Origin of the sequence: Iodidimonas sp. MBR-22 (assembly GCF_029946565.1) — a bacterium.
GTDB lineage: Bacteria > Pseudomonadota > Alphaproteobacteria > Sphingomonadales > Rhodothalassiaceae > Iodidimonas > Iodidimonas nitroreducens.
In genome coordinates this window covers 156,243-178,942 of sequence record NZ_JARKVQ010000005.1, presented here as the reverse complement: position 1 = coordinate 178,942, position 22,700 = coordinate 156,243, and the positions used below count along the sequence as shown (strand labels likewise).

Sequence of the window (22,700 nt, the reverse complement as noted above, 5' to 3'; positions counted from 1 at the left end):
ATCCTGTTTATGGCCGCCTTAACCGCAGCGCGATCCAAATCCCGGCTCGGAGACTTCTACAGAAACCTCGTCGAAAGGGGAAAACGCAAAATCGTCGCCATAACCGCCCTCATGCGAAAAATCATCGTCATCGCTAACGCAAAAATCAGAGATATGAAACTCCAACAACAGAGTTGATGACGATTCTTGTGGGGTGTCAGGCCCGGAGTGACACCGGAAAACAAGGCAGGATTTTGATCCTCACGCATTCGCGCCTTGCGTCACCCCCAACAAGCCATTAAACACGGATGCGATGACGTTGAGGCGTTATCGCGCCTGCACTTCACCCATAAGATGCGCGTCATTTGATCGCGTATCTTATCTCGCCAATGCCGCGTAATGTCTTTCATTATGAGACCACATGCTGATCGGGAGGCTATCGATGGCCAGCACAGAACGTCCGTTATCGCCGCATCTGCAAATCTGGCGCTGGGGCTTGCATATGGGCCTGTCCATCGCCCATCGCACCACCGGCATCGGCAATGCGGTGGGGGCCCTGCTTTTGGTCTGGGGCTTTTATGCTCTGGCCAGCGGCCCCGAAGCCTTTGCCGGATTTCATGATTTTCTGACCAGCCTGTTGGGTCGGTTGGTGCTGTTTGGCGTCACCTTTTCCGTGATGCTGCATCTGTGCACCGGGGTGCGCCATTTGATCATGGATACAGGCCGTGGGCTGGAGATCGCAACCAATCGGCGCATCGGCATTCTGGCCATTCTGGCCGCCATCGCGCTGACCTTGGGCCTATGGGCGGGCGCCTATGGCTTTGCCGGTGCTTTATAAGGGAGACTGACGCCATGACAAAATTTCGGACACCGATTTCCAAGGTCCGGGGGCTTGGCTCTGCCCGGTCCGGCGCGCATCATTGGTGGCATCAGCGGATCACGGCGGTGGTCAATCTGTTTTTGGTTTTATGGTTTGCGGCCTCGGTGATGACCCTGGCTGGCGCCGATTATGCCACCATCATCTGGTGGGTGCGCGATCCTATCGTCAGTGTTTTGCTGGTGCTTTTGATTGGCAGCCTGTTTTACCATTTCCGTTTGGGTGTGCAGATCGTGATCGAAGATTATGTGCATGATGAAGGCACGAAAAAGATCAGCCTTCTGGCGCTCACTTTCGCCACCCTTGCTTTGGCTTTGGCTGGCATTCTGTCTGTTCTCAAAATATCTTTCGGGGGATGAGTTTGATGTCCGCTGCCTATCCGATCATTGATCATAAATTCGATGCCGTGGTGGTTGGCGCCGGGGGTTCCGGCCTGCGCGCAACCATGGGAATTTCTCAGGCCGGCCTCAAAACCGCCTGCATCACCAAGGTTTTTCCCACCCGCTCGCACACCGTGGCGGCGCAAGGCGGGATTGCCGCCGCCCTAGGCAATATGGGTGATGATACATGGCAATGGCATGCCTATGATACGGTAAAGGGATCGGATTGGCTGGGCGATCAGGATGCCATCGAATATCTGTGCCGTGAAGCGCCGAAAGCCGTTTATGAGCTGGAACATTTCGGCGTGCCCTTTTCCCGCACCGAAGAAGGCAAGATTTATCAGCGCGCCTTTGGCGGCATGACCACGAAATATGGCGAAGGCCCCCCCGCCCAACGCACCTGCGCTGCCGCTGATCGCACCGGCCATGCCATGCTCCATGCGCTGTATCAGCAAAGCCTGAAGAACAAGACCGATTTTTTCATCGAATATTTTGCCATCGATCTGATCATGGACAAGGACGGCCAATGCCGGGGTGTGATCGCCCTCTGCCTTGAAGATGGCACGATCCATCGCTTTCAATCCCACGCTGTGGTGCTGGCCACCGGCGGCTATGGCCGGGCCTTTTTCTCGGCCACATCGGCCCATACCTGCACCGGCGATGGCGGCGGCATGGTGCTGCGCGCGGGCCTGCCACTTCAGGATATGGAATTCGTGCAATTCCACCCCACCGGCGTTTATGGCGCGGGCGTGCTGATCACCGAAGGGGCGCGGGGCGAAGGCGGCTATCTCACCAATTCCAAGGGCGAGCGCTTCATGGAGCGCTATGCCCCTTCGGCCAAGGATCTGGCCAGCCGCGATGTGGTCTCCCGCTCGATGGCACAGGAAATCCGCGAAGGCCGGGGTGTGGGCGAGGAAGGCGATCATATGCATCTGCATCTCGATCATCTCGATCCCGCCATTCTGGCCGAGCGTTTGCCCGGCATTTCGGAATCAGCCAGGATTTTCGCCGGGGTGGATGTGCGCAAAGAGCCGATCCCCGTGGTGCCTACCGTGCATTATAATATGGGCGGCATTCCCACCAATTATCATGGCGAAGTGATCAATCCTGCCGCCGATGATCCTGATCGGGTGGTGCCGGGGCTGTTTGCTGTGGGTGAAGCGGCCTGCGTTTCGGTGCATGGGGCGAACCGGCTTGGCTCCAATTCTCTGATTGATCTTGTGGTCTTTGGCCGGGCCACGGCCTTCCGGGTTGCGGAAACGGTGAAAGCCAACACAAACCACATGCCCCTGCCCGCCGATCACGCCGAACAGGCGCTGGGGCGGCTTGATCATTTCCGCAATGCCAAGGGTGGATCGCCCACCGCTGATGTGCGCCTGCATATGCAAAAAACCATGCAGGCTAATTGCGGCGTTTTCCGCACCGAAGAGGTTTTGCGAGAAGGCAAGGGCAAGATGGACGAGGTTTATGCCCGGATGAGCGATCTGCATGTCACGGATCGCTCGCTGATCTGGAATTCCGATCTCATCGAAACGCTGGAACTTGATAATCTCATCGGGCAGGCGATGGTCACCATGCATTGTGCTGAAAATCGTCATGAATCGCGCGGCGCGCATATGCATGAGGATTATCCCAAGCGCGATGATCAAAACTGGATGAAACACACGGTGGCGCGCTTTGATGATGGCAAGGTGGCCATCGATTATCGCCCGGTGCATGATTATACGCTGTCGGATGAATTTGAATATGTAAAGCCAAAGGCTCGGGTTTACTGAACCGCGATCTGGCTTTGGCTTGATGAGGATATGACCATGGCGAAATTCACATTGCCGAAAAATTCCAAAGTAAACAAAGGCAAGCATGTGCCTGCGCCCGAAGGGGCCAGCAATGTGCGCACGCTGCATGTTTATCGCTATGATCCCGATAGCGGCGAAAATCCGCGGATCGATAGCTATGGCCTTGATCTCGATAAATGCGGGCCGATGGTTCTGGATGCGCTGATCAAGATCAAGAACGAGGTGGATACCACCCTCACCTTCCGGCGCTCCTGCCGCGAAGGGGTGTGTGGTTCATGCGCCATGAACATCAATGGCACCAATACCCTTGCCTGCACCTTATCGCTCGATGATGTGAAGGGTGATGTGGTGATCCACCCGCTGCCCCATATGCCGATCATCAAGGATCTGGTCCCCGATATGGGCAATTTCTATGCCCAATATGAATCCATCGAGCCTTGGCTGAAAACCGTTTCCCCCGATCCGGCGGGCAGCGAACGCCTGCAATCCCATGAAGATCGCAGCAAGATCGATGGCCTTTATGAATGTATTTTATGCGCCTGCTGCTCCACATCCTGCCCCAGCTATTGGTGGAATTCCGATCGCTATCTGGGCCCGGCGGCTTTGTTGCAGGCCTATCGCTGGATTGCCGATAGCCGCGATGAAATGACCGGCGAGCGTCTTGATGATCTGGAAGACCCCTTCCGGCTTTATCGCTGCCACACCATCATGAATTGCACCAATGTGTGCCCCAAGGGGCTGAACCCGGCCAAAGCCATTGCGGAAATCAAGAAGCTGGTCGCCGAGCGTCAGGGTTGATAAGGGGGGGCTGAAAAAAGAGAGCCGCGCGCCCCCTTTCTGACCAATGAGGACAGCTGCGAAAGCTCAAAGGATATCATGACCGACCCCACCTCATCTAAAACAACAGCGCAGCCCAAAGAAACAACGCGGCCCAAAGCCACGGCCCGACAACGTTTCCTGACCGAGCTTGGCCCGCTTCTGGTGTTTTTCATCGTGAATTGGCAGGCCGATATCTTTGCCGCCACCGGGGCTTTCATGGTGGCGATGGTGGCCGCCATGGCTTATAGCTGGCACGCCACCCGGCATATCGCGCCGATGATGTGGGTTTCCACCGTTCTGGTGGTGGTGTTTGGCGGGCTGACCTTATGGCTGCATGATGAAACCTTCATCAAATTAAAGCCCACCATCATTTATCTCATCTTTGCCAGCATTCTCTTGACCGGTCTGTGGTCGGGGCGGATTTTCCTGCGCACGGTTCTGGGCGCTGCCTTTCCGCCCCTCACGGACCGGGGCTGGGTTCTGCTCACCCGAAACTGGGCGTTGTTCTTCATCGGCATGGCTGTGCTCAATGAAGCGGTCTGGCGCAATGTATCCACCGATCATTGGGTGATGTTCAAAACTTTTGGGGCCATCCCCCTCACCTTTATTTTTGCAATTGCGCAAACCCCCGTGGTGACCCGCCATCAGCCCGAAGGCGCGCCTTTGGGCCCAAAATCTTCAGAAGATTAAGCGGCTATCAGCCCGCATATTCATCCATTTTTTTGGCCATGGCGATATCGCGTTCGGAAACCCCATCGGCATCATGGGTGGAAAGGGTCACCTCGACCCGATTATAGACATTGAACCATTCCGGGTGATGATCCATTGTCTCGGCCAACAGCGCCACCCGGCTCATAAAGCCAAAGGCCGCGTTGAAATCCTTGAACTGAAAGCTTTTATGGATGGCATTGCGCCCGTCCATATCGGCCCATCCGGCCAGATCGGCGATCGCCTGGCTCCGTTCATCCCCGCTCAGTGCCGTTACCATAATTCATTCCTTTTGATTGAGAGCATGCCGGGCGGCAAATTGGGCGAAACCGGCGCCGGGTTCAAGCCCCTCGTGCCTTTTTATAGCGTGCCAGAAGATCCGCAATAAAGGCGGGCACGATGGTCGCCGCCGGCCCTTGATGGCTTTCATCGAAACAGGCATGATTTTCCGATGGCTCCAGATTCAGCTCCACCGTGCGCACCCCCAAAGTGCGGGCCAGACGCACCAAACCCGCTGCGGGATAAACCGATCCCGATGTGCCGATAGAGATGAACAGTTCGGCCCGCGCCATGGCGGTATCGATGGCATCCAGATGAAAAGGCACCTCGCCAAACCACACGATATGCGGGCGCAAAGTACACCGTCCGCAGGCGATACAGGCATCCTCGCTGCCCAGATCGCGATGCCATGAGAACACCGCCGCACAAGCCTCGCAGCGGGCTTTTAAAAGCTCCCCATGCATATGCAAAATGGATCGACTGCCCGCCCGCTCGTGCAGATCATCGACATTCTGGGTGATGAGGGTGAACCCGCCACCCATCCCGGCCTCAAATTCGGCCTCGAGTTCGGCCTCAAGTTCGACAAGGGCATGATGGGCGGCATTAGGGGCCACCCTTTGCAGTTCGGCCCGGCGCTGATTGTAGAAATGATGCACCAATTGCGGATTTTTGTTGAAGCCTTCCGGCGTGGCCACATCCTCGATCCGGTGATGGGCCCATAAACCCCCGGCATCGCGAAAAGTGCCAAGGCCGCTTTCGGCGGAAATTCCGGCCCCGGTCAGGACCACCACATGACGGGGCAATGAATTATCCGTTTTTTGATTGTAATTCATTTCTTATTCATGCCCTGCCCTTAAAATAGGAGATACGGAGTCGTTTCTTTCAGGAATGTCCCCGCATTGTTTGTTTCACGTCTTCATATTTTGATGGAGCGTGATGACAGAGATCCCCTCCAAACTCGAGGGCAGTTTTCATGGCATCGCCCAAAACTGCCCTTTTTTTATGCCCGATCCCCTTCAAGGCGCAATGGCTTTGCCATCCCATGCAAAGCACCCCCCGCTGTCATCGGGCTTCAGGCCATCCAACACATCGAGCAGCCATCCCGCCGAATCATCGGCGCTGAATAATTTTGCCGCAGGCACCTGGCTTTGAAAGGGCGCAGAAAGGCGGCTATCCACCGTGCCGGGATGGAGACCCACACACAGCGCCTGATCGTTTTTCCGCGCCAATTCGATGGCAAGGGAGCGAATCATCATGTTCAAAGCCGCTTTGGCCGCCCGATAGCTATACCATCCCCCCAGATGATTATCGGAAACACTGCCCACCCGCGCCGAGAGGACTGCAAAAGCCGCCCGACGATCGCGCGGCAAAAGCGGCAGCATCTGCTTTGCCACCAAAGCCGGGCCAATGGCATTGATGGCAAAAGACCGCGCCATCGTCTGAGGGTTCAGCATCCGCCAGCTTTTTTCCGGCGATAGCCCCTCAGCATCATGCAAAAGCCCGGTGGCACATAAAATCACATCAAGCCCCGCCGCATCATCCCTGATCGCCTGCGCCGCCCTGACGATGCTGTCTTCATCCTCCAGATCAAGAAACAGCGTCCGCTTTTTCCTATCTTGAGACCGATGATCGTCTGACTTTTCATGCCGGCGAGACAGGGCAAAAATTCTCCCCACATGGGGGCTTTGTTCCAGATGCCGGATAAAGGCCGATCCCAAGGCTCCATGGGCGCCGATGACCGCCACCCGCAGATTGTCGCCAAATGTTGCCAATGGCTTTGCCAGCATGGCCAACTCCCTTTTATTACCAGCCATCTTTTACGTATGATCATGTTCGGGTCGATCACCATCTCCTCGACCATCGTTCATAATCAAAGGAGCACCCATGATTGGGGTTTTATTCATATGCATGGGCAATATCTGTAGATCCCCCATGGCCGAAGGGATTTTTCGCGCCCGCCTGGAGGCATCGAACCTGTCTCTACAGGATCGCGCGCTAATCCAGATCGATTCGGCTGGCACCCTGGGCTATCATGCCGATAGCCCCCCTGATCGTCGGGCCATCGCCATGGCCAAAAGCCGGAGCATCGATATCAGCGGGCAGCGGGCGCGGAAGGTGAGCGCTCAGGATTTTGAGCGCTTCGATTATCTGCTGGCCATGGATCGCGATAATCTGCACATCCTGCAGGATATGGCCCCCGAGGGGCTTTCTCATCGGGCTTCGCTGATCCTGTCTTATGCCCCCGATGTGGCGCTTGATGAAGTGCCCGATCCCTATTATGGCGGCGAACAGGGGTTTTTGCGCTGCTATCAGCTGATCGATGAAGCGGTGGCGGGTTTTCTCGACCATCTGATCGCCCATCATTTCCCCAAACATCTTTGAGCCGATCATCGCACTTGCGGAAAGCTGCTTTCCCCATGATAGTCGGCACAGCTTCAATCAAAAAAAGGATGATACGATGATTGGCTATGTAACGGTGGGAACAAAAGATCTTGAAAAAGCCGCCGCTTTTTTCGATGCTCTTTTGGCGCTCAAGGGCGGCAGCAGGCTCATGCAAACGGATCGGGTGATCGCATGGCGCGGCAAAAATCCGCAGGATTGCGGCTTTGGCATTGCTCTGCCGCAGGATGGCAATCCGGCCAGCGTGGGCAATGGGGTGATGGTGGCCATCGAAGCAGCATCCCCTGAGGAAGTGGATGCGATCTACAAAAAGGCGCTGGAATTGGGCGGCACGGATGAAGGTGCCCCCGGCGAACGGATGCCGGGCTTTTATGCCGGCTATTTCCGCGATCTGGATGGCAATAAATTCAATGCGTTTCACATGAATATGGGCGGATGAAGCCTTGACAGCGCGGCCCCTTGGGGCGCTTTCTTGGCGCCATGAAGGATATGGCAAAAACACCTGATAGTGTGGTTGGCTGGGTGGGGCACATGCCCCGCACGGCCCGCCCCTATCTGCGCCTGATGCGGGCGGATCGTCCGGCGGGTTTCTGGCTTTTGATGTGGCCGTGCCTGTGGTCGGTGGCTTTTGTTCTCAGCCCGCTCGATGCCGATTTCTGGCCCCTTTGCGCATTGTTTCTGGTCGGCTCCATCGTGATGCGCGGGGCGGGCTGCACCTGGAACGATATCGTTGACCGAAAGCTCGACAGCGCCGTTGCCCGCACGGCCCTGCGCCCCATTCCGGCAGGCGAGGTGCGGGTGTGGCAGGCGCTTTTATTCGCGATGTTTCTCAGCCTCATCGGGCTGCTGGTCCTGCTCAGCTTCAATCGCTTTGCCATCTGGCTCGGGGTTTTGTCCTTGCTCCCGGTCAGCCTTTATCCCTTTGCCAAACGCATCACCTATTGGCCGCAGGCGGTTTTGGGCCTCACCTTCAATTGGGGGGCGCTGATGGGCTGGGCGGCGGTCACCGGCTCCTTGTCGGCGGCGCCCCTGCTGCTCTATGCGGGCTGCCTGTTCTGGACCCTGGGCTATGATACGATCTATGCCCATCAGGATACCGCCGATGATGCCATTATCGGGGTCAAATCCTCTGCCCTTAGATTGGGGGATCGCTCGCCTTTGGCCATTGCCCTTTTCTATGCCGTTTTTTGGGGCGCAACGCTGATGGCGGGCCTGATCGCCGGATTGGGCTGGGGCTGGCTGCCGGGCCTCCTGGGGCTGGGGCTGCATCTGGGCTGGCAGGTCATCCGCCTTGATATTCACGATCCGGCGCGCTGCCTCAGCCTTTTTCGGGCCAATAGCATGGTGGGTTGGATTGTGTTTTTATCGGCCATAGCCGGGCAAATGACCGGGCCATTGCCCAATCTTTCTATCTTCTGATCTCCCATCTGGCGATTTTCGCCTTGTCGCAGTGCAGCATGTCGGCTAGGAGCATGAAGGGCCGCGACCGGCCGGATCGCCTTCTAACCAGACAGGAGTTGTGTGACGTGGATCTTTCCAAAATCTCGATGGGTGTCAATCCGCCATGGGATATCAATGTCATCGTGGAAGTGCCGGTGGGATCAGAGCCGGTGAAATATGAGCTTGATAAAGCATCAGGCGCCCTTTTTGTGGACCGTATCCTGCACACTGCCATGCGCTATCCCTGCAATTATGGCTTTATGCCGCATACTTTGGCCGAAGATGGTGATCCCACCGATATTCTGATCGCCAATCGCACCCCGATCATGCCCGGTGCCGTTGTTCGCTGCCGCCCCATCGGGGTGCTCGAAATGGAAGATGATGGCGGGATCGATGCCAAAATCCTCGCTTTGCCCGTCGATAAACTCCACCCTTTTCATAAGGGCGTGAAAAGCTATCGCGAATTGCCACAGATCACTTTGGACCAGATCGCTCATTTCTTTGAGCATTATAAAGATCTGGAGGATGGCAAATGGACCAAAATCAAAGGCTGGAAAGACGCGGACATCGCCGCTGAAATCATCGAGGATTCGATCAAACGCTATCAGGAAAATTAAGGAAATCCCTTTGGTTAAAGGCGATATCAAGACGATGGATCGCCTCACCCAACCCCCGAAAATCTTGACATTCTGCCTTTGTCAACTTATGTTTCAAAGCTGTAGGTTCCGAGTAGTTCACAGATTGAATGCGGGGATATGACCATGCGCTCTTATACGGGTTCAGGCGTTCTGGCCTTATATAGTGATCCTCGCTTCAGGGATTACATTATTGATCGGGTCGATCTTTATATGAAAGAAAAAGAAGAAGGCGTATACGAAACTCAGTCCGCACCTGATGATGGGAGCAATTCTCAGAACGTTAATAATGATGATTGATAACATCATCGGTTGAGTGGTTTTATGTGTTCCCCACATCCATTTTGAACCAACATCCATTTTGAACCAACATCCATTTTGAACCAACATCCATAGGCAAAATTCGATTCCCCGGCTCTTAACCGGGCAAAGCATGTGAGAAAGGCTTTATCATGGCTTTGGCCCTGCCGACCTTTCTCCTATTCATACTGATCTTGCCCGGTATTATTTTCAAAAATGCCTATAATACCATCCATGGGGAAGCGATCAAAAAGAACCCTCTATCCGCCAGCTTTATCAATGCCGTTTTGTCGGCGGCAATTTTTCACATATTTTTCTTGCTCCTCGTCTGCAATCTGCCAATTTTTCCCGAACCTGACCTGCCCCGCTTTTTTTCTGTGATCGCGGGCAATCGCGACTTCATCCCCACATCGCGTGAAAGCTGGTTTTTTCTGGCTTATATGTTTGCTGTCATCGCAGCGGCTTATATCTGCGGCACTGCGCTCCGAAGGATAGTCGATGACTTATATCTCGAATATGCCGCGCTTTGGTTTAACCCGTATTTTGCGGATGGACGCTGGGCTGCTATTCTCAGAGGTCCTATTTTGGATAAAGTCACTACATATAAAGAGCTAAAACTTTATCTAAGTGACCAGAATAAAAAAGTATCAGAACTTTATAATTATGAATCTTTTGAAAATAAAGAAAGTAAAAAACAAAAATTTGATGATATATGGAATGAAATAAAAAATAAAAAGAATAAAGATTTTTCAGCAGTCATTATAGAAATTGAAATAATCGATAATGATAAAATATTCGCATATAGCGGAATTATAACGGATTTTAAGACCGACGATTCTGGTGAGTTATTATATATTGTCCTTAAAAACCCTCACAAAAAATCAATGGATAACCCTTTTGCTAAATTTGAGCCTATCCAGGCAGACAGGTTTCAATTGAATTGCACCCATCTGATCAGCGCCAAAATCGACTATGAAAATTTTTTAGATCAAATCCTGGAACCTTTCGCAGCCAATCAGAAAAAATCCTGATATTTTTTCCATCCCGCCGCCCTCAAGCAAAAAGACAGCTTATGCCCTTCAAATCCCTGCGTGATTTCATCGATCATCTGGAACAAAGCGGTGATCTGGTTCGCATCAGCGAGCCGGTGTCCACCCATCTTGAGATGACCGAGATTCAAACCCGGGTGATTGCCGAAGGCGGCCCGGCCATTTTGTTCGAGCATGTGCTCAATCCCGATGGCAGCCGTGCCGAGATGCCGGTTCTGGTCAATCTCTATGGCACGGTGGCGCGGGTGGCCGGAGCCATTGGCCGCACCCCCGATCAATTGCGCGAGGTGGGGGAAACCCTTGCCTTCCTGCGCCAGCCCGAGCCGCCCAAAGGGATCCGGCAGGCATGGGATCTGCTGCCTTTGGCCCGACAGGTTCTGGCCATGCGCCCCAAATCGGTCAAACAGGCCCCGTGTCAGGAGATCGTTTTGACCGGTGATCAGATCGATCTGGGCCGTCTGCCCATTCAGGGCTGCTGGCCGGGGGAACCCGCCCCCCTTATCACCTGGCCCCTGATCGTGACCAAAGGCCCCAGTGACAAGGCGGAAGACAATTTCAATCTGGGCATTTACCGGATGCAAAAGCTGGATCAGCGACGCACCCTGATGCGTTGGCTGAAGCATCGCGGCGGGGCCCAGCAATATGATCGCTGGGCGCGGGATAAACGCGCGCCTTTGCCCGCAGCCGCCGTTATCGGGGCCGATCCCGGCACCACATTGGCCGCCGTGACCCCGGTGCCCGATACGCTTTCGGAATATCAGTTTGCCGGGCTTTTGCGGGGAAAGCCGGTGGAATTGGTGGATTGCAAAACCATTCCCTTAAAGGTGCCGGCCCATGCCGAAATCATTCTTGAGGGCCATGTGAGCCTTGATGAGCATGGCGATGAGGGGCCTTATGGCGATCATACCGGCTATTATAATTCGGTGGAGCCCTTTCCGGTTTTTACCATCAGCGCCATCACCATGCGGCGCAATCCGATCTATCTTTCCACCTATACCGGCCGTCCGCCCGATGAACCCAGCGTGCTCGGCGAAGCCCTGAACGAAGTGTTCATCCCCCTCATTCGCCAGCAATTCCCGGAAATCACCGATTTCTGGCTGCCGCCTGAGGGCTGTTCCTATCGGATTGCCGTGGTGAGCATGAAGAAGGCTTATGCGGGCCATGCCAAACGGGTGATGATGGGGGTTTGGTCTTATCTGCGCCAGTTCATGTACACCAAATTCGTGATCGTGGTGGATGATGATATCGATGCCCGCTCCTGGCCGGATGTGATCTGGGCGATGTCAACCCGGATGGACCCGGTGCGCGATAGCACCCTGATCGAAGGCACGCCCATCGATTATCTTGATTTCGCCTCACCCGTTTCGGGATTGGGTGGCAAGATCGGCTTTGATGCCACCAATAAGCTCCCCGGCGAAACGAACCGCGAATGGGGGCGCGAAATCGCTATGGATCGCGAGATCATTGATCGGGTGACGGAAAAATGGGAAAGGCTGGGCCTGCCCGGCTCTGGCAAGCCGATCTGGAAGGGCTGAGGAAAGCCTCATCCCTTGCCAACCCTTTTGATTCGCCACTCTTGATTCAACCTGCTTGATAAAAAACAAAAAAGCCGCACACCCACAGGCTATCCGGCAAGGGATAGGCAATGGGACAGCGGCTTTTTTTAAATGACGGAGAGCGCGTGCGGGTTTTTACCGCACACCATCGCGTTCGGCACGCTTGCGCTCAAGCTTGCGGGCGCGGCGCACAGCGGCGGCCTGCTCACGAGCGCGGCGTTCTGATGGCTTTTCATAAAAGCGACGCAGCTTCATTTCACGATACACACCTTCGCGCTGCAGCTTCTTTTTGAGCGCGCGCAGGGCCTGATCAACATTATTGTCCCGTACCGAAACTTGCATGTGGTCGTTCTCTCCTGTCTTTGACTCTGATCTTCAACTTCAAACCGATCTGCGATCGATGCGCAGGGCGGATCGAAATATCTGATCGCCTAAAGGGTTCATCTGAATAGTGGTGACAGCCATCAAGACGGATCATGCGATCCAAAATCCCAAGGCCACCCGAAACGCCCGCCCGCGATAGCAGAGGCAGCCGCCAAGAACAAGCCAGATTGCACCGGATGCAAAAAATAACCACCCATGGGCCAAGAGGCGGGAAAGCCCCGGCGCATCGATGGACTTGCATTCATCATCTTATGCGGCACTCTATCACAGGATGCCCGCTATGGTAAGGGGGTGAATGGCTTGCGAGACCAAGGGCACAAAGCTACACTGCCCGCTTGATCCTGGAAAGGCAGACAATGACCAGCGCAGACGACCGAATACCGCAGGAATGGCGCGATGATCTGGTGGAAGCGATCATGATCCACGCCGCTTTCGATGGCTGGACATGGGCGGCGATGAACCGGGCCGGGACGGAGCTTGGATTGACGCAAGGCTTCGTGCGGCTGGTATTCCCCGGCGGACCGCTGGAGGCCATCGATCATATGATGCGCCGGGCTGATCGCCTGATGCTGGACGAGTTGGAACGCCGCGCTGCCGATCCCGATGGCATGGATCAGCGGATCAGAGCCCGCATCACCGCCGCCATCCGCATCCGATTCGAGCAGGCCGCGCCCCATCGCGAAGCCGTGCGCCGGGCGCTGGGGGTTTTGGCCCTGCCCCAGAATGCCGCCCTATCAGCGAAAAGCCTGTGGCGCACTGTGGATGTGATCTGGCATGCCTTGGGGGATCGCTCCACCGATTATAATCACTATACCAAGCGGGCAACGCTGGCTGCGGTTTATTCCTCATGCCTGTTGGTATGGATCGCTGATGATTCCGAAGATTGTGCCGAGACATGGGCGTTTCTCGACCGCCGGATCGAAAATGTGATGCAATTTGAAAAGCTGAAGGCGCAATGGCGCAAAAGCACCGAAAATCTGCCGTCCCTCACCCGCTTTTTGGGGCGCCTGCGCTATCCCGTGCGCTGACGCGCTGCCAAAAGGGCGGCGATTCTGGCTTCCTGATGGGCGATAGCTTCCATAAAAACCGAAGGATCATCAAGCCCCCGCGCCAGCACCAGCCCGCCTTCCATAGCCACCAGAATATCGAGCGCCAGGCGCGTGGCGTGCGCAGGCTTCAGGCCGCCGCGCACCAGGCAATCGGCCATGGAATCCCGCCAACCGTTAAAATGGCCGCTGATCAGCCGGGGAAAGCGTTCATGGCTGCCTTCCAGCGCAAAAGCCCCGATCAGGCAGATCCTGCGGCCCTCATCGAAATGGCGGCGCATGCCCTCAAACATCAGGCCAAAGGCCGCCAAGGGGGGATGATCGCCCCCCAGATGGTGCAGGATTTCGGCGGTGGTGGCTTCATCCAAAGCACGCAAAACCGCCAGAGCCATCTCTTCCTTGCCACCCGGAAAAGCATGATAAAGGCTGCCCTTACCAAGGCCGGTGGCGGCGGTGATGCGGGCAAGGCTTGCCCCTTCATAGCCATAATGGCGAAAAACATTTGCCAATCGGGCAATCAGCTCTGAGCGATCAAAAGAGCGGCTGGCCAAACATCATTCCTTTCCGTCTCAATCCAGAAAATCCTGGGCGCAAAAAACCCGGCCTGTTTCCAGACCGGGTTGATCAGTGTGTTACAATCTCAAAGCCCATCAAATCAGAGCTTAATTACGGGATGTACCCATGAAGCGCAGCAAAAACAGGAAGAGATTGATGAAATCGAGATAGAGATTAAGCGCCCCCATGATTGCATGTTTGGACGCAACCGCATGATCATGGCCAATCTGGAAATAAAGATTGCGCAAGCGCTGGGTATCATAAGCCGTAAGGCCGGCGAAAATCAGCACGCCACCCGCCGAGATCACGAAATCGAGCATCGATGATCCCATGAAGATATTCACCACCATGGCAATCAAAAGCCCGATGAGGCCCATAAACAGGAATTTGCCCATGGCGCTCAGATCCCGCTTGGTGGTGTAGCCATAAAGGCTGAGCGCGCCGAAGGTAGCCGCTGTCACGAAAAAGGTGCGGGCGATGGATGCGCCTGTGTAGGTGAAAAAGATCGACGACAAAGACAAGCCCATCACCGCCGCAAAAGCCCAGAACAGGCCCTGCGCCGCGCTGGTGGATAATTTATTGATCCCAAACGACATCACCAGCACAAAGCCAAGGGGGGCAAAGGTGACGATCCAGCCAAGCCCGGTCATCCCGGCAATGGCAGGGCCCTGCGCCGTGGGCACAATATTGTAAAGCAATTCCTGAATGGCAGGAACGCGATAGGTGAGCATTGCCATGATGCCGGTCAGCAGCACGCCGCCGGTCATGTAATTGTAAATCTGCAGCATGAAGGCCCGTAAGCCCGCATCCACATCAGCCTTGGTCTGCGTACCAGCCTGACCCGGCGCGTAATTTCGTTCAAATCTTTCGACCATCTGCTCGCCTCATCCTTATATAAACGGGTGCGATTTAGGATTAGCACAAATATCGGCGTCCTGCCCCCCCAGTTCAAGCAAAAGCGGACAAAAATCGTCATATCCAATCGGGAACGCCCAAAGATCGCCCTCAGGCCGCCCGCAAAAGGCGCGCCGGGCGCACCGAAAGCGCCGACCATGTGCTGAAAAGGCCGAAAATGACAGTGATCGCCATGCTGAAAACAGCGATGATCACCATCGGCCAAAGCATCAGCACAAAATTGATTTTCAGCACATAAGCAATCACCAGATAACCGCCAAGGCCCCCAAGCAACAACGCCACCAAAGCGGTGACGCTGCCCAAAAGGATATATTCCAGAATATAGGCCCGCAGGATATTCGGCCTTGTGGCCCCCAGAACCTTCATCACCACGCTATCATAAACCCGATTGCGATAGCCCGCCGCCATCGCCCCGGCCAGAACCAGAATGCCGGCAAAGATGGTGACCGCCGCCATCGCCCGCACCGCCGCCGCCACAGTGCCTAAAATATCGCTGACCGATTGCAACACATCCTTGATTCGCACCGCCGTGACATTGGGAAACTGATCGGTCAACCTGCGATAGGCCAGTGCTTCGGCCTCGCCGGGGGCTTCCAGGGTCGCCATATAGCTGTGGGGCGCGCTTTTCAGCGTATGGGGATCAAACAGAATAACGAAATTGAATTGCAGGCTGCCCCATTCCAGTTCGCGCAAGGATGCAATTTCAGCTTCGATTTCACGCCCCAGAATCGATAAGGTCATCCGATCCCCCACCCCGATACCCAGATCGCGGGCTTCTTCGGCGGAAAAGGAAATCAGCGGCGGCCCCTGATAATCGGCAGCCCACCAATCCCCCGCCACCACGCTATTCTCTTCGGGCAATTGGACGGCATAGCTCAAGCTGCGATCCCCGCGCAAAACCCATCCCGATCCCTTGCTGACATCCCAATCTTCGGCGGGCGTTTCGTTGATTTTGGTGATCGTGCCGCGCAGGGATGGCACGGTTTCCAACCCATCCACACCGGGAATATCCCGGGCGGCCAACACGAAATCATCATATTGCCAGGGCTGAATATCCACGAAAAAAAAGGCCGGGGCATTTTGCGGTATCTGGCCATTGACCTCGCGCGTCATATTGCCTTCCACCAGCGCCATCATCACAAACAGGGTAAGCCCCAAGCCTAATGACACCACCACCGGCCCGGTAGCCGCCCCGGGGCGATGCAGATTGGCAATCGCCAGCCGCAATCCCGGGGAATGAACCCGGGGCACCAGCGCTGCCAGCCTTGCCACCAGCGCCCCCGCCCCGCGCAGCACCAAAAGCGAAACACCCGCCGCCAGAATAAATCCGCCCGCCAAAAGCCGTTCTTCGGAAAACAGCATCCCGGCCGCGATGATCAACACAATCGAGACACCAAGCATCAGCAGATACACCGGCCGCAAGCGGCTGGCCTGATCGGCCACCATGGTCCGAAACAGGCGCTGGGCGGGAATATCCCGCGCCCGCCCCAAAGGCCAGATGGCAAAGGCAAAAGTGATCAGATAGCCATAGATCACCGCACTGAACAAAGGGGCGGCATAAAAACCGAACAAGGGCGGCACCGGCAGCCGATCACTGATGAAATCCTGCAATAAAAAGGGCAATCCCGCACCAATTGCCAAGCCCGCCAGCACGGCAATGCTGGCCAGGGCCATCACCTGCACCAGATAAATCGCAAAAATCATCCAGCCGGTGGCCCCCAAAACCTTTAAGGTGGCGATGGTATCGGATTTGCGATCAAGATAGGCGCGCACGGCATTGCCAACCCCCACACCCCCCACCAGCAAAGCCGTGAGCCCCACAAGGGTGAGAAAGCTGCCCATCTGATCGATGACCCGGCGAATATTGGGGGCGGAATTATCCCGGGTGCGAATCCGCCAGCCTGCCCCCTCATGCAGGCTGCGCGCCTCTTTCTCCCATGCCTTGATATCAATTTCGGGTGCCATGCGCAGCTTATACACATAGGTGACAAGGCTGCCCGGCTGGATCAGCCCGGTTTGGGGCAAAGCCCCCAGATCAAAGATCGCCGCAGGGCCAAGCTCGAAACCGAAATTGGCGCGATCCGGTTCATTGGTGATGAAGGCACGTAATTCAAAATCAACACTGCCCAATCTGATGATCCCCCCCAGATCGAGATCAAGGCGGGTGGCCAAGGTTTCATCCACCGCAATCCCCCATTGGCCATCGCGCGGAGCGAAAAGCCCCTGATGATCCATCTGCGGGCTGGTTTCTAATGCGCCATAATGGGGATAGCTATCATCCACGGCGCGAAATTCCACCAAAGTGCGCTGATCGGTTGCCGGCGCAAAGGCATTGGTCCGCCCGCGCACCGCGCGCGAAATCTGCCCCTGCGCTTTGATCCACTCTTGTTGCTCGGCGGTGAAATCCTGATGCTGGCTGCGGATTTCGGCATCCCCCGCCAGCAGAACCCGCCCCTGATCGGCCATGCCCGCCAATAAAGCCGCACTTAATGAGCCCACCCCCGCAATCGCCGCGATGCCCAAAATCAGGCAGGCGAGAAATATGCGGAAGCCCGAGAGACCTTCACGCAATTCCCGCAGCATCAGGCGGAAAACCAGAGGCGTGGATGGGGAGCGGCTGATCATTGTGCGGCCTCGTGCTTGATGGCCGCTTTGGTGCCCTCGTCACCAACAATCAGGCCATCCGCCATCTGCACGATCCGATCACAGCGCCGGGCCAGATGCTGATCATGGGTCACCAGCACCAGACTGGTGCCCCGGGCCAGATGCTGCGCAAACATCAGATCGATGATAGTGCTGCCGGTTTTGGTATCCAGATTGCCCGTGGGTTCATCGGCAAATAAAATCGCCGGATCCGGGGCCATGGCCCGGGCCAGCGCCACCCTTTGCTGTTCGCCCCCCGATAATTGCGCCGGATAATGATCCAGCCGATGCCCAAGCCCCACCTGCTCCAGCTCGGTTTGGGCCCGCGCAAAGGCATCGCGCCGCCCGGCCAATTCCAAAGGCACCGCCACATTTTCAAGGGCCGACATGGTGGGGATCAGATGAAAAGCCTGCAAAACAATCCCGATCCGCTGACGACGATGCAGGGCCAGCGCATCTTCATCAAGATGGGTGAGATCAAGCCCATCCACCTCGACCCGGCCATGGCTCACCTGCTCCAGCCCGCTCATCACCGCCATCAGGGTGGATTTGCCCGATCCCGATGGCCCAACAATGCCAAGGGTGCTGCCTTCATCAATGGCCAGATCGATGCCGCGCAGGATATGAACCGGTCCGGCGGCGCTGTTCAATGTCAGTTCAACATTTGAGAGATTGATTATCTGACGTGGCAACGCCATCTTTTTCTCCATGACCATATTTTATGATAAAAACCCGTCTGCCGTCTTCGCCACCATCATGCCCCGAAAGGCGCGCCCAAGGCCAGTGCCGAGATATCCCTTCATCCCATTCGCGATGAGGCTGCTGCTCGGATCACTGCTTGCAGCCCTTTCCCTGCTCACCCCCGTTTTGGCGGGGCAGGCAGATGAGTCTGATCAGGAAGCCAAAGCAGACGCCGAAACCATCATCATCGGATTTGGCGACAGCCTGATGGCGGGCTATGGCCTCGCCCCCGGGCAGGGCTTTACCGGTCAGCTTGAGCGCCGCCTCGATCAGGACTGTGATCAGCCGGTCCGCGTGATCAATGCCGGGGTTTCAGGCGATACCAGCACCGGCGGCCGATCCCGGCTCGATTGGGCTTTATCCGCCCTTGATGGCAAAACCCCGGATCTGGTGATTTTGGAACTGGGGGCCAATGATGCCTTGCGCGGGATCGCGCCCGAAATCACCCGCGATAATCTCGATGCCCTGATCACCGATATCAAAAGCCGGGGTATTCGGGTTTTGCTGGCGGGAATGCTGGCCCCGCCCAATATGGGGGCGGATTATCAGGATCGCTTCAACAGCCTTTTCCCCGCACTGGCGAAAGAGCATGATGTGGTTTTCTATCCCTTTTTCCTTGATGGCGTGGCGGCGGATCCGGCGCTTAATCTTGATGATGGCATCCATCCCACCGCCGAAGGCATTGGGATCATGGTGGATCGGATCCTACCCTTTGTGAAAAAGGCCCTCGACCGCCCTGCCCCGACAGGCGCGTAACCCTGAAAGGGGTGTTGTGTCATGATCAGATTATTTGCCGGGATTGCGATCCCTCACCATTTCGCCCTACCATTTTGCTTTGGCTTTGGCCTTGTGCGTGCGGGTGCCGGGCCGACCGGCGGTGGAGCGGCCTTTTTCCCGGCCACCCGCTGCCCCCTGATCGCGGGGATGCATCTGCTTCAAAGCCCCCGATAAAATTCCCAGATCCGCATCTTCCAACCGCTTTAATTCATCGCGCAGGCGGGCGGCTTCCTCGAATTCCAGATCGGCGGCGGCGGCGTGCATCCGCTTTTCCAGATCGGCCATCACCGTTTTCAGATTATCGCCGGTGCGATCAAGACGGCCATCCACCCCGGTATCGATGGTCAGATAATCGGCATTGGCCACATGCCCCATCACATCGGAAATGCCGCGCCGGATGCTTTGGGGGGTGATGCCATGGGCCTCATTATAGGCGATCTGTTTGTTACGGCGCCGTTCCGTTTCAGCCAAAGCGCGCTCGATCGAGCCCGTACGCTTATCGGCATAAAGGATCACCCGGCCATCCACATTGCGCGCCGCCCGGCCAATGGTTTGCACCAATGAGGTTTCCGACCGCAAGAAGCCTTCCTTGTCGGCATCCAATATCGCCACCAGCCCACATTCGGGAATATCCAGCCCTTCGCGCAGCAGATTGATCCCCACCAGCACATCATAAACCCCCAGCCGCAGATCGCGGATCAGTTCGATGCGCTCCACCGTATCGATATCGGAATGCATATAGCGCACGCGGATGCCATTTTCATGGAGATATTCGGTCAGATCCTCGGCCATCCTTTTGGTGAGGGTGGTGGCCAGAACCCGCAGCCCGCGCTTGGCCATCAGCCGGGTTTCCCGCATCAGATCATCCACCTGGCTTTCCACCGGCCTGATATCCACCGGTGGATCGATGAGCCCGGTGGGACGGATCACCTGCTCGGCAAAAACCCCGCCCGTCTGCTCCATCTCCCAAGGGCCGGGAGTGGCCGAAACAAACAGCGATTGGGGGCGCATGGCCTCCCATTCCTCGAACCGCAAAGGCCGGTTATCCACGCAGGCGGGCAGGCGAAAGCCATAATCAGCCAGCGTTGCCTTCCGCCGCAGATCGCCCCGCGCCATGCCCCCCACCTGCGGCACGGTAACATGGCTTTCATCCACAAACAAAAGCGCATGATCGGGCAGATATTCAAACAAAGTGGGCGGCGGCTCGCCGGGATTGCGGCCCGATAAATAGCGGGAATAATTCTCGATGCCGGGGCAGGCGCCGGTGGCCATCATCATTTCCAGATCAAACTGGGTGCGCTGTTCCAGCCTTTGGGCTTCTAAAAGCTTGCCCTCATCCGTAAAGCGCTTCACCTGCTCGACCATATCGTTTCTGATCTGCCGGATCGCCTGTTCCAGCGTCGGTTTCGGGGTCACATAATGGGAATTGGCGTAAAGCTTGATCTCTTCAAAGCTGTGATGGCTTTGCCCGGTCAGGGGATCGAATTCCTGCAGGCTTTCCACCTCATCGCCAAACATCGAAAGCCGCCAGGCCCGATCTTCCAGATGCGAGGGGAAAATCTCGATCACATCGCCGCGCACCCGAAAGGTGCCCCGGCTGAAGGCCTGATCATTGCGCTTATATTGCAAAGCCACCAATTGGCGCAGCAATTCGCGATGATCAAGGGCATCCCCCACGGCGATTTTCAGGGTCATGTTGGAATAGGTTTCAACCGAGCCAATGCCATAGATGCACGACACCGAGGCAACGATGATCACATCATCGCGTTCCAAAAGCGCCCGGGTGGCGGAATGGCGCATCCGATCAATCTGTTCATTGATGGTCGATTCCTTTTCAATAAAGGTATCGGTGCGGGGCACATAGGCTTCGGGCTGATAATAATCATAATAGCTGACGAAATATTCCACCGCATTATCGGGGAAAAAGCTTTTGAACTCGCCATAAAGCTGGGCCGCCAGCGTTTTATTGGGGGCAAGAATCAGGCTGGGCCGCTGGGTTTGGGCAATCACCTGCGCCATGGTGAAGGTTTTGCCCGATCCGGTCACCCCCAGCAGCACCTGATTGCGCTCGCCCTCCTTCAGGCCCGCGATCAATTCGGCAATGGCGCGGGGCTGATCGCCTGCGGGGTCAAATTCGCTGGCCAAACGAAAGGCGATCCCGCCCTCGGTTTTCTCTGGCCGCGCGGCCTTGGGCGGGATGAACACATGGGGATTGATATGGCTTTGGGGCTGAGACATAGCCCCTTATATGCGCCCGCCTTTCGCAAATGTGAAGGGCCCACAGCCATCCATAGCCCTTTGCCAAAAGATAAGGGCCAAGCCATATCCGCCAAAAAAAACGCCCTTCCAAAGCAGTGATCTTTGGAAAGGCGTTCTATTGAATTCAGGGTCAGAACCCATTCAGGGCATCTTCGTCATTGTGGGAGGATTTGCGCCACCACCCGTTCAACACGAGGCAGAATCTGCGGAATGGCTTCCGCTTCCCCCATGTTCATCTGATTGGCCCAGGCGGTGAGCCGAACCCCATGGGGGAAATAATTGCTGGTGCGGGTTGATGTGGCGGTAGAGCTGTTGGTTTTGGTTTCGCCGCCCCCAGAGGTCATCCGCCCACTGCCCGCACCCGTTGCATCAACACGCGCACTGTTTGCATCGGTTGCCAAGGTGAACTCCACCGGTTGGTCTTTATATTCCTCGAGCACGAAATCAAGGATCATGGCCCATTCGCGTGGCCGTGATGCATTGGCGATCCCAAGCCCCACCAAACCACCACCAACCCCGCCAATAGCTGCCGAAGCATTATTGCCCATGATGGTATCGGAAAGGGCATAGACCCCAACAGCGGTGGCCGCACCTGAAATGATCCCTAAACCGGAAGCAGCGCCCAGCCCCCCCGATTCCGGAGCGACCTCGCCAAAGAAACGCAGATCGCCACGCAAGCGATATTTGGCGCTTTCCGGATCATTGACCAGCACCCAGCCAAGGGCCGAAGCACCAGACCGCAGTTCATTCAACAGATTGACATCGGCATCGCTGAGATTGCGAAACGAGATATAAACGGTTTTATCGGCAACCCGTGGTGGATCAAGCTGTGGGGGCGCGATCACCCAATTGGTGCCGCTGCGCGGATCGGCAAATTTATTGGCCGTCAGCTTGCCCAAACCCCGTGAAACATCCGTACAGGCTGCAGTCACGCCCAAAAGCGTCACCAGTAAAATAGCAGAAAAAGTCTTTCTAAACATGGCGTTAACTCCCTTTATTTTTTGAGTCTCGTGATTGAATTTCTCGTATCACAATCTCGCCATAATTTGCAATAAATTAAAATTTACAGTTGTATTTTGATAAATAAATAGGGTTTTGGTTTAAAAAATTGTTAAATAATCGTTAAATCAATATTGAAGTTTTTGTGAAATCACCCTGCAAC

The 22,700-nt window shown here is 55.9% G+C and carries 24 protein-coding genes and 1 pseudogene; 15 read left to right on the top strand and 10 right to left on the bottom strand.

Annotated features, from left to right (window positions below):
- The 6 genes and pseudogenes from QK300_RS13595 to QK300_RS05980 all read left to right on the top strand — a co-directional run.
- Positions 1 to 177 (top strand): annotated as a pseudogene (locus QK300_RS13595) (IS110 family transposase); the annotation flags it as partial.
- A 244-nt stretch (positions 178 to 421) separates the two neighbouring features.
- The gene (gene sdhC / locus QK300_RS06000) at positions 422 to 817 is read left to right on the top strand and encodes a succinate dehydrogenase, cytochrome b556 subunit (RefSeq protein WP_281300639.1); all 396 of its coding nucleotides are present in this window, start codon (positions 422 to 424) and stop codon (positions 815 to 817) included.
- A 14-nt stretch (positions 818 to 831) separates the two neighbouring features.
- The gene (sdhD, locus tag QK300_RS05995) at positions 832 to 1,215 is read left to right on the top strand and encodes a succinate dehydrogenase, hydrophobic membrane anchor protein (protein ID WP_042085744.1); all 384 of its coding nucleotides are present in this window, start codon (positions 832 to 834) and stop codon (positions 1,213 to 1,215) included.
- Between the two features lie 5 nt (positions 1,216 to 1,220).
- A complete protein-coding gene (sdhA, locus tag QK300_RS05990; protein ID WP_281300640.1) occupies positions 1,221 to 3,011 on the top strand; it encodes a succinate dehydrogenase flavoprotein subunit in 1,791 nt (596 codons plus the stop codon).
- A gap of 36 nt (positions 3,012 to 3,047) precedes the next feature.
- Positions 3,048 to 3,830: a succinate dehydrogenase iron-sulfur subunit gene (locus tag QK300_RS05985; RefSeq protein ID WP_281300641.1), complete on the top strand. Its 783-nt coding sequence runs from the start codon at positions 3,048 to 3,050 to the stop codon at positions 3,828 to 3,830.
- A gap of 78 nt (positions 3,831 to 3,908) precedes the next feature.
- Complete coding sequence (locus QK300_RS05980) at positions 3,909 to 4,541, top strand: septation protein A (RefSeq protein ID WP_281300642.1); 633 nt, start codon at positions 3,909 to 3,911, stop codon at positions 4,539 to 4,541.
- A 7-nt stretch (positions 4,542 to 4,548) separates the two neighbouring features.
- Here the strand turns inward: QK300_RS05980 and QK300_RS05975 are convergent, their stop codons facing one another.
- The 3 genes from QK300_RS05975 to QK300_RS05965 form a co-directional block, all read right to left on the bottom strand.
- Positions 4,549 to 4,839, bottom strand: coding sequence for a 4a-hydroxytetrahydrobiopterin dehydratase (locus QK300_RS05975; protein ID WP_281300643.1), 291 nt, complete (start codon positions 4,837 to 4,839; stop codon positions 4,549 to 4,551).
- A gap of 61 nt (positions 4,840 to 4,900) precedes the next feature.
- Positions 4,901 to 5,671 (bottom strand): NAD-dependent deacylase, encoded by a 771-nt coding sequence (locus tag QK300_RS05970; RefSeq protein WP_281300644.1) that lies wholly within the window; start codon positions 5,669 to 5,671, stop codon positions 4,901 to 4,903.
- A 183-nt stretch (positions 5,672 to 5,854) separates the two neighbouring features.
- Positions 5,855 to 6,625, bottom strand: coding sequence for an SDR family NAD(P)-dependent oxidoreductase (locus tag QK300_RS05965; protein ID WP_281300645.1), 771 nt, complete (start codon positions 6,623 to 6,625; stop codon positions 5,855 to 5,857).
- Positions 6,626 to 6,722: 97 nt separating this feature from the next.
- Between QK300_RS05965 and QK300_RS05960 the strand changes: the two genes are divergently transcribed.
- The 7 genes from QK300_RS05960 (at position 6,723) to QK300_RS05930 (ending at position 12,197) form a co-directional block, all read left to right on the top strand.
- Positions 6,723 to 7,220, top strand: a complete 498-nt coding sequence (locus QK300_RS05960) for a low molecular weight protein-tyrosine-phosphatase (RefSeq protein ID WP_281300646.1) — start codon at positions 6,723 to 6,725, stop codon at positions 7,218 to 7,220.
- Between the two features lie 76 nt (positions 7,221 to 7,296).
- Entirely contained in the window at positions 7,297 to 7,677 is a 381-nt protein-coding gene (locus tag QK300_RS05955; protein ID WP_281300647.1) for a VOC family protein, read from the top strand.
- Positions 7,678 to 7,727: 50 nt separating this feature from the next.
- The gene (gene ubiA / locus QK300_RS05950; RefSeq protein WP_281300648.1) at positions 7,728 to 8,657 is read left to right on the top strand and encodes a 4-hydroxybenzoate octaprenyltransferase; all 930 of its coding nucleotides are present in this window, start codon (positions 7,728 to 7,730) and stop codon (positions 8,655 to 8,657) included.
- 107 nt (positions 8,658 to 8,764) lie between these two features.
- Positions 8,765 to 9,295, top strand: a complete 531-nt coding sequence (gene ppa, locus QK300_RS05945; RefSeq protein WP_281300649.1) for an inorganic diphosphatase — start codon at positions 8,765 to 8,767, stop codon at positions 9,293 to 9,295.
- Between the two features lie 144 nt (positions 9,296 to 9,439).
- Positions 9,440 to 9,613 carry a hypothetical protein gene (locus QK300_RS05940; protein ID WP_281302272.1) on the top strand — a complete coding sequence of 58 codons (174 nt, stop codon included), beginning with the start codon at positions 9,440 to 9,442 and terminating at the stop codon, positions 9,611 to 9,613.
- 152 nt (positions 9,614 to 9,765) lie between these two features.
- Entirely contained in the window at positions 9,766 to 10,644 is an 879-nt protein-coding gene (locus QK300_RS05935; RefSeq protein WP_281300651.1) for a hypothetical protein, read from the top strand.
- A 41-nt stretch (positions 10,645 to 10,685) separates the two neighbouring features.
- Positions 10,686 to 12,197 (top strand): UbiD family decarboxylase, encoded by a 1,512-nt coding sequence (locus QK300_RS05930; protein WP_281300652.1) that lies wholly within the window; start codon positions 10,686 to 10,688, stop codon positions 12,195 to 12,197.
- A gap of 156 nt (positions 12,198 to 12,353) precedes the next feature.
- Here the strand turns inward: QK300_RS05930 and rpsU are convergent, their stop codons facing one another.
- Positions 12,354 to 12,560, bottom strand: a complete 207-nt coding sequence (gene rpsU / locus QK300_RS05925) for a 30S ribosomal protein S21 (protein WP_042085728.1) — start codon at positions 12,558 to 12,560, stop codon at positions 12,354 to 12,356.
- A gap of 398 nt (positions 12,561 to 12,958) precedes the next feature.
- Between rpsU and QK300_RS05920 the strand changes: the two genes are divergently transcribed.
- Complete coding sequence (locus QK300_RS05920; RefSeq protein WP_281300653.1) at positions 12,959 to 13,630, top strand: COQ9 family protein; 672 nt, start codon at positions 12,959 to 12,961, stop codon at positions 13,628 to 13,630.
- On the opposite strand, the gene QK300_RS05915 is transcribed toward QK300_RS05920, so the two are convergent.
- The 4 genes from QK300_RS05915 to QK300_RS05900 all read right to left on the bottom strand — a co-directional run bounded on the left by QK300_RS05915 (position 13,615) and on the right by QK300_RS05900 (position 18,459).
- Positions 13,615 to 14,199: a TetR/AcrR family transcriptional regulator gene (locus QK300_RS05915; RefSeq protein ID WP_281300654.1), complete on the bottom strand. Its 585-nt coding sequence runs from the start codon at positions 14,197 to 14,199 to the stop codon at positions 13,615 to 13,617. The genes QK300_RS05920 and QK300_RS05915 overlap by 16 nt on opposite strands.
- A gap of 111 nt (positions 14,200 to 14,310) precedes the next feature.
- Positions 14,311 to 15,078 carry a Bax inhibitor-1/YccA family protein gene (locus QK300_RS05910; protein ID WP_348651831.1) on the bottom strand — a complete coding sequence of 256 codons (768 nt, stop codon included), beginning with the start codon at positions 15,076 to 15,078 and terminating at the stop codon, positions 14,311 to 14,313.
- 130 nt (positions 15,079 to 15,208) lie between these two features.
- On the bottom strand, positions 15,209 to 17,743 hold the full coding sequence (locus QK300_RS05905; RefSeq protein WP_281300655.1) for an FtsX-like permease family protein: 2,535 nt from the start codon (positions 17,741 to 17,743) through the stop codon (positions 15,209 to 15,211).
- Complete coding sequence (locus tag QK300_RS05900) at positions 17,740 to 18,459, bottom strand: ABC transporter ATP-binding protein (RefSeq protein WP_281300656.1); 720 nt, start codon at positions 18,457 to 18,459, stop codon at positions 17,740 to 17,742. Before QK300_RS05900 ends, QK300_RS05905 begins: the two co-directional genes overlap by 4 nt.
- A gap of 115 nt (positions 18,460 to 18,574) precedes the next feature.
- On the opposite strand from QK300_RS05900, the gene QK300_RS05895 reads away from it, so the two are divergent.
- Complete coding sequence (locus tag QK300_RS05895; RefSeq protein ID WP_281300657.1) at positions 18,575 to 19,258, top strand: arylesterase; 684 nt, start codon at positions 18,575 to 18,577, stop codon at positions 19,256 to 19,258.
- Positions 19,259 to 19,324: 66 nt separating this feature from the next.
- On the opposite strand, the gene uvrB is transcribed toward QK300_RS05895, so the two are convergent.
- Positions 19,325 to 21,517, bottom strand: coding sequence for an excinuclease ABC subunit UvrB (gene uvrB / locus QK300_RS05890; protein WP_281300658.1), 2,193 nt, complete (start codon positions 21,515 to 21,517; stop codon positions 19,325 to 19,327).
- 176 nt (positions 21,518 to 21,693) lie between these two features.
- Positions 21,694 to 22,518 (bottom strand): complement resistance protein TraT, encoded by an 825-nt coding sequence (gene traT, locus QK300_RS05885; RefSeq protein WP_281300659.1) that lies wholly within the window; start codon positions 22,516 to 22,518, stop codon positions 21,694 to 21,696.
- Between the last annotated feature and the right edge of the window lie 182 nt (positions 22,519 to 22,700).

What these genes read in the sequence shown, in the direction of transcription:
- sdhC (WP_281300639.1), top strand. Translation starts at nt 422, where the DNA reads ATGGCCAGCACAGAACGTCCGTTATCGCCGCATCTGCAAATCTGGCGC.
- sdhD (WP_042085744.1), top strand. Translation starts at nt 832, where the DNA reads ATGACAAAATTTCGGACACCGATTTCCAAGGTCCGGGGGCTTGGCTCT.
- sdhA (WP_281300640.1), top strand. Translation starts at nt 1,221, where the DNA reads ATGTCCGCTGCCTATCCGATCATTGATCATAAATTCGATGCCGTGGTG.
- QK300_RS05985 (WP_281300641.1), top strand. Translation starts at nt 3,048, where the DNA reads ATGGCGAAATTCACATTGCCGAAAAATTCCAAAGTAAACAAAGGCAAG.
- QK300_RS05980 (WP_281300642.1), top strand. Translation starts at nt 3,909, where the DNA reads ATGACCGACCCCACCTCATCTAAAACAACAGCGCAGCCCAAAGAAACA.
- QK300_RS05975 (WP_281300643.1), bottom strand. Translation starts at nt 4,839, where the DNA reads ATGGTAACGGCACTGAGCGGGGATGAACGGAGCCAGGCGATCGCCGAT.
- QK300_RS05970 (WP_281300644.1), bottom strand. Translation starts at nt 5,671, where the DNA reads ATGAATTACAATCAAAAAACGGATAATTCATTGCCCCGTCATGTGGTG.
- QK300_RS05965 (WP_281300645.1), bottom strand. Translation starts at nt 6,625, where the DNA reads ATGCTGGCAAAGCCATTGGCAACATTTGGCGACAATCTGCGGGTGGCG.
- QK300_RS05960 (WP_281300646.1), top strand. Translation starts at nt 6,723, where the DNA reads ATGATTGGGGTTTTATTCATATGCATGGGCAATATCTGTAGATCCCCC.
- QK300_RS05955 (WP_281300647.1), top strand. Translation starts at nt 7,297, where the DNA reads ATGATTGGCTATGTAACGGTGGGAACAAAAGATCTTGAAAAAGCCGCC.
- ubiA (WP_281300648.1), top strand. Translation starts at nt 7,728, where the DNA reads ATGGCAAAAACACCTGATAGTGTGGTTGGCTGGGTGGGGCACATGCCC.
- QK300_RS05940 (WP_281302272.1), top strand. Translation starts at nt 9,440, where the DNA reads ATGCGCTCTTATACGGGTTCAGGCGTTCTGGCCTTATATAGTGATCCT.
- QK300_RS05935 (WP_281300651.1), top strand. Translation starts at nt 9,766, where the DNA reads ATGGCTTTGGCCCTGCCGACCTTTCTCCTATTCATACTGATCTTGCCC.
- QK300_RS05930 (WP_281300652.1), top strand. Translation starts at nt 10,686, where the DNA reads ATGCCCTTCAAATCCCTGCGTGATTTCATCGATCATCTGGAACAAAGC.
- rpsU (WP_042085728.1), bottom strand. Translation starts at nt 12,560, where the DNA reads ATGCAAGTTTCGGTACGGGACAATAATGTTGATCAGGCCCTGCGCGCG.
- QK300_RS05920 (WP_281300653.1), top strand. Translation starts at nt 12,959, where the DNA reads ATGACCAGCGCAGACGACCGAATACCGCAGGAATGGCGCGATGATCTG.
- QK300_RS05910 (WP_348651831.1), bottom strand. Translation starts at nt 15,078, where the DNA reads ATGGTCGAAAGATTTGAACGAAATTACGCGCCGGGTCAGGCTGGTACG.
- QK300_RS05905 (WP_281300655.1), bottom strand. Translation starts at nt 17,743, where the DNA reads ATGATCAGCCGCTCCCCATCCACGCCTCTGGTTTTCCGCCTGATGCTG.
- QK300_RS05900 (WP_281300656.1), bottom strand. Translation starts at nt 18,459, where the DNA reads ATGGCGTTGCCACGTCAGATAATCAATCTCTCAAATGTTGAACTGACA.
- QK300_RS05895 (WP_281300657.1), top strand. Translation starts at nt 18,575, where the DNA reads ATGAGGCTGCTGCTCGGATCACTGCTTGCAGCCCTTTCCCTGCTCACC.
- uvrB (WP_281300658.1), bottom strand. Translation starts at nt 21,517, where the DNA reads ATGTCTCAGCCCCAAAGCCATATCAATCCCCATGTGTTCATCCCGCCC.
- traT (WP_281300659.1), bottom strand. Translation starts at nt 22,518, where the DNA reads ATGTTTAGAAAGACTTTTTCTGCTATTTTACTGGTGACGCTTTTGGGC.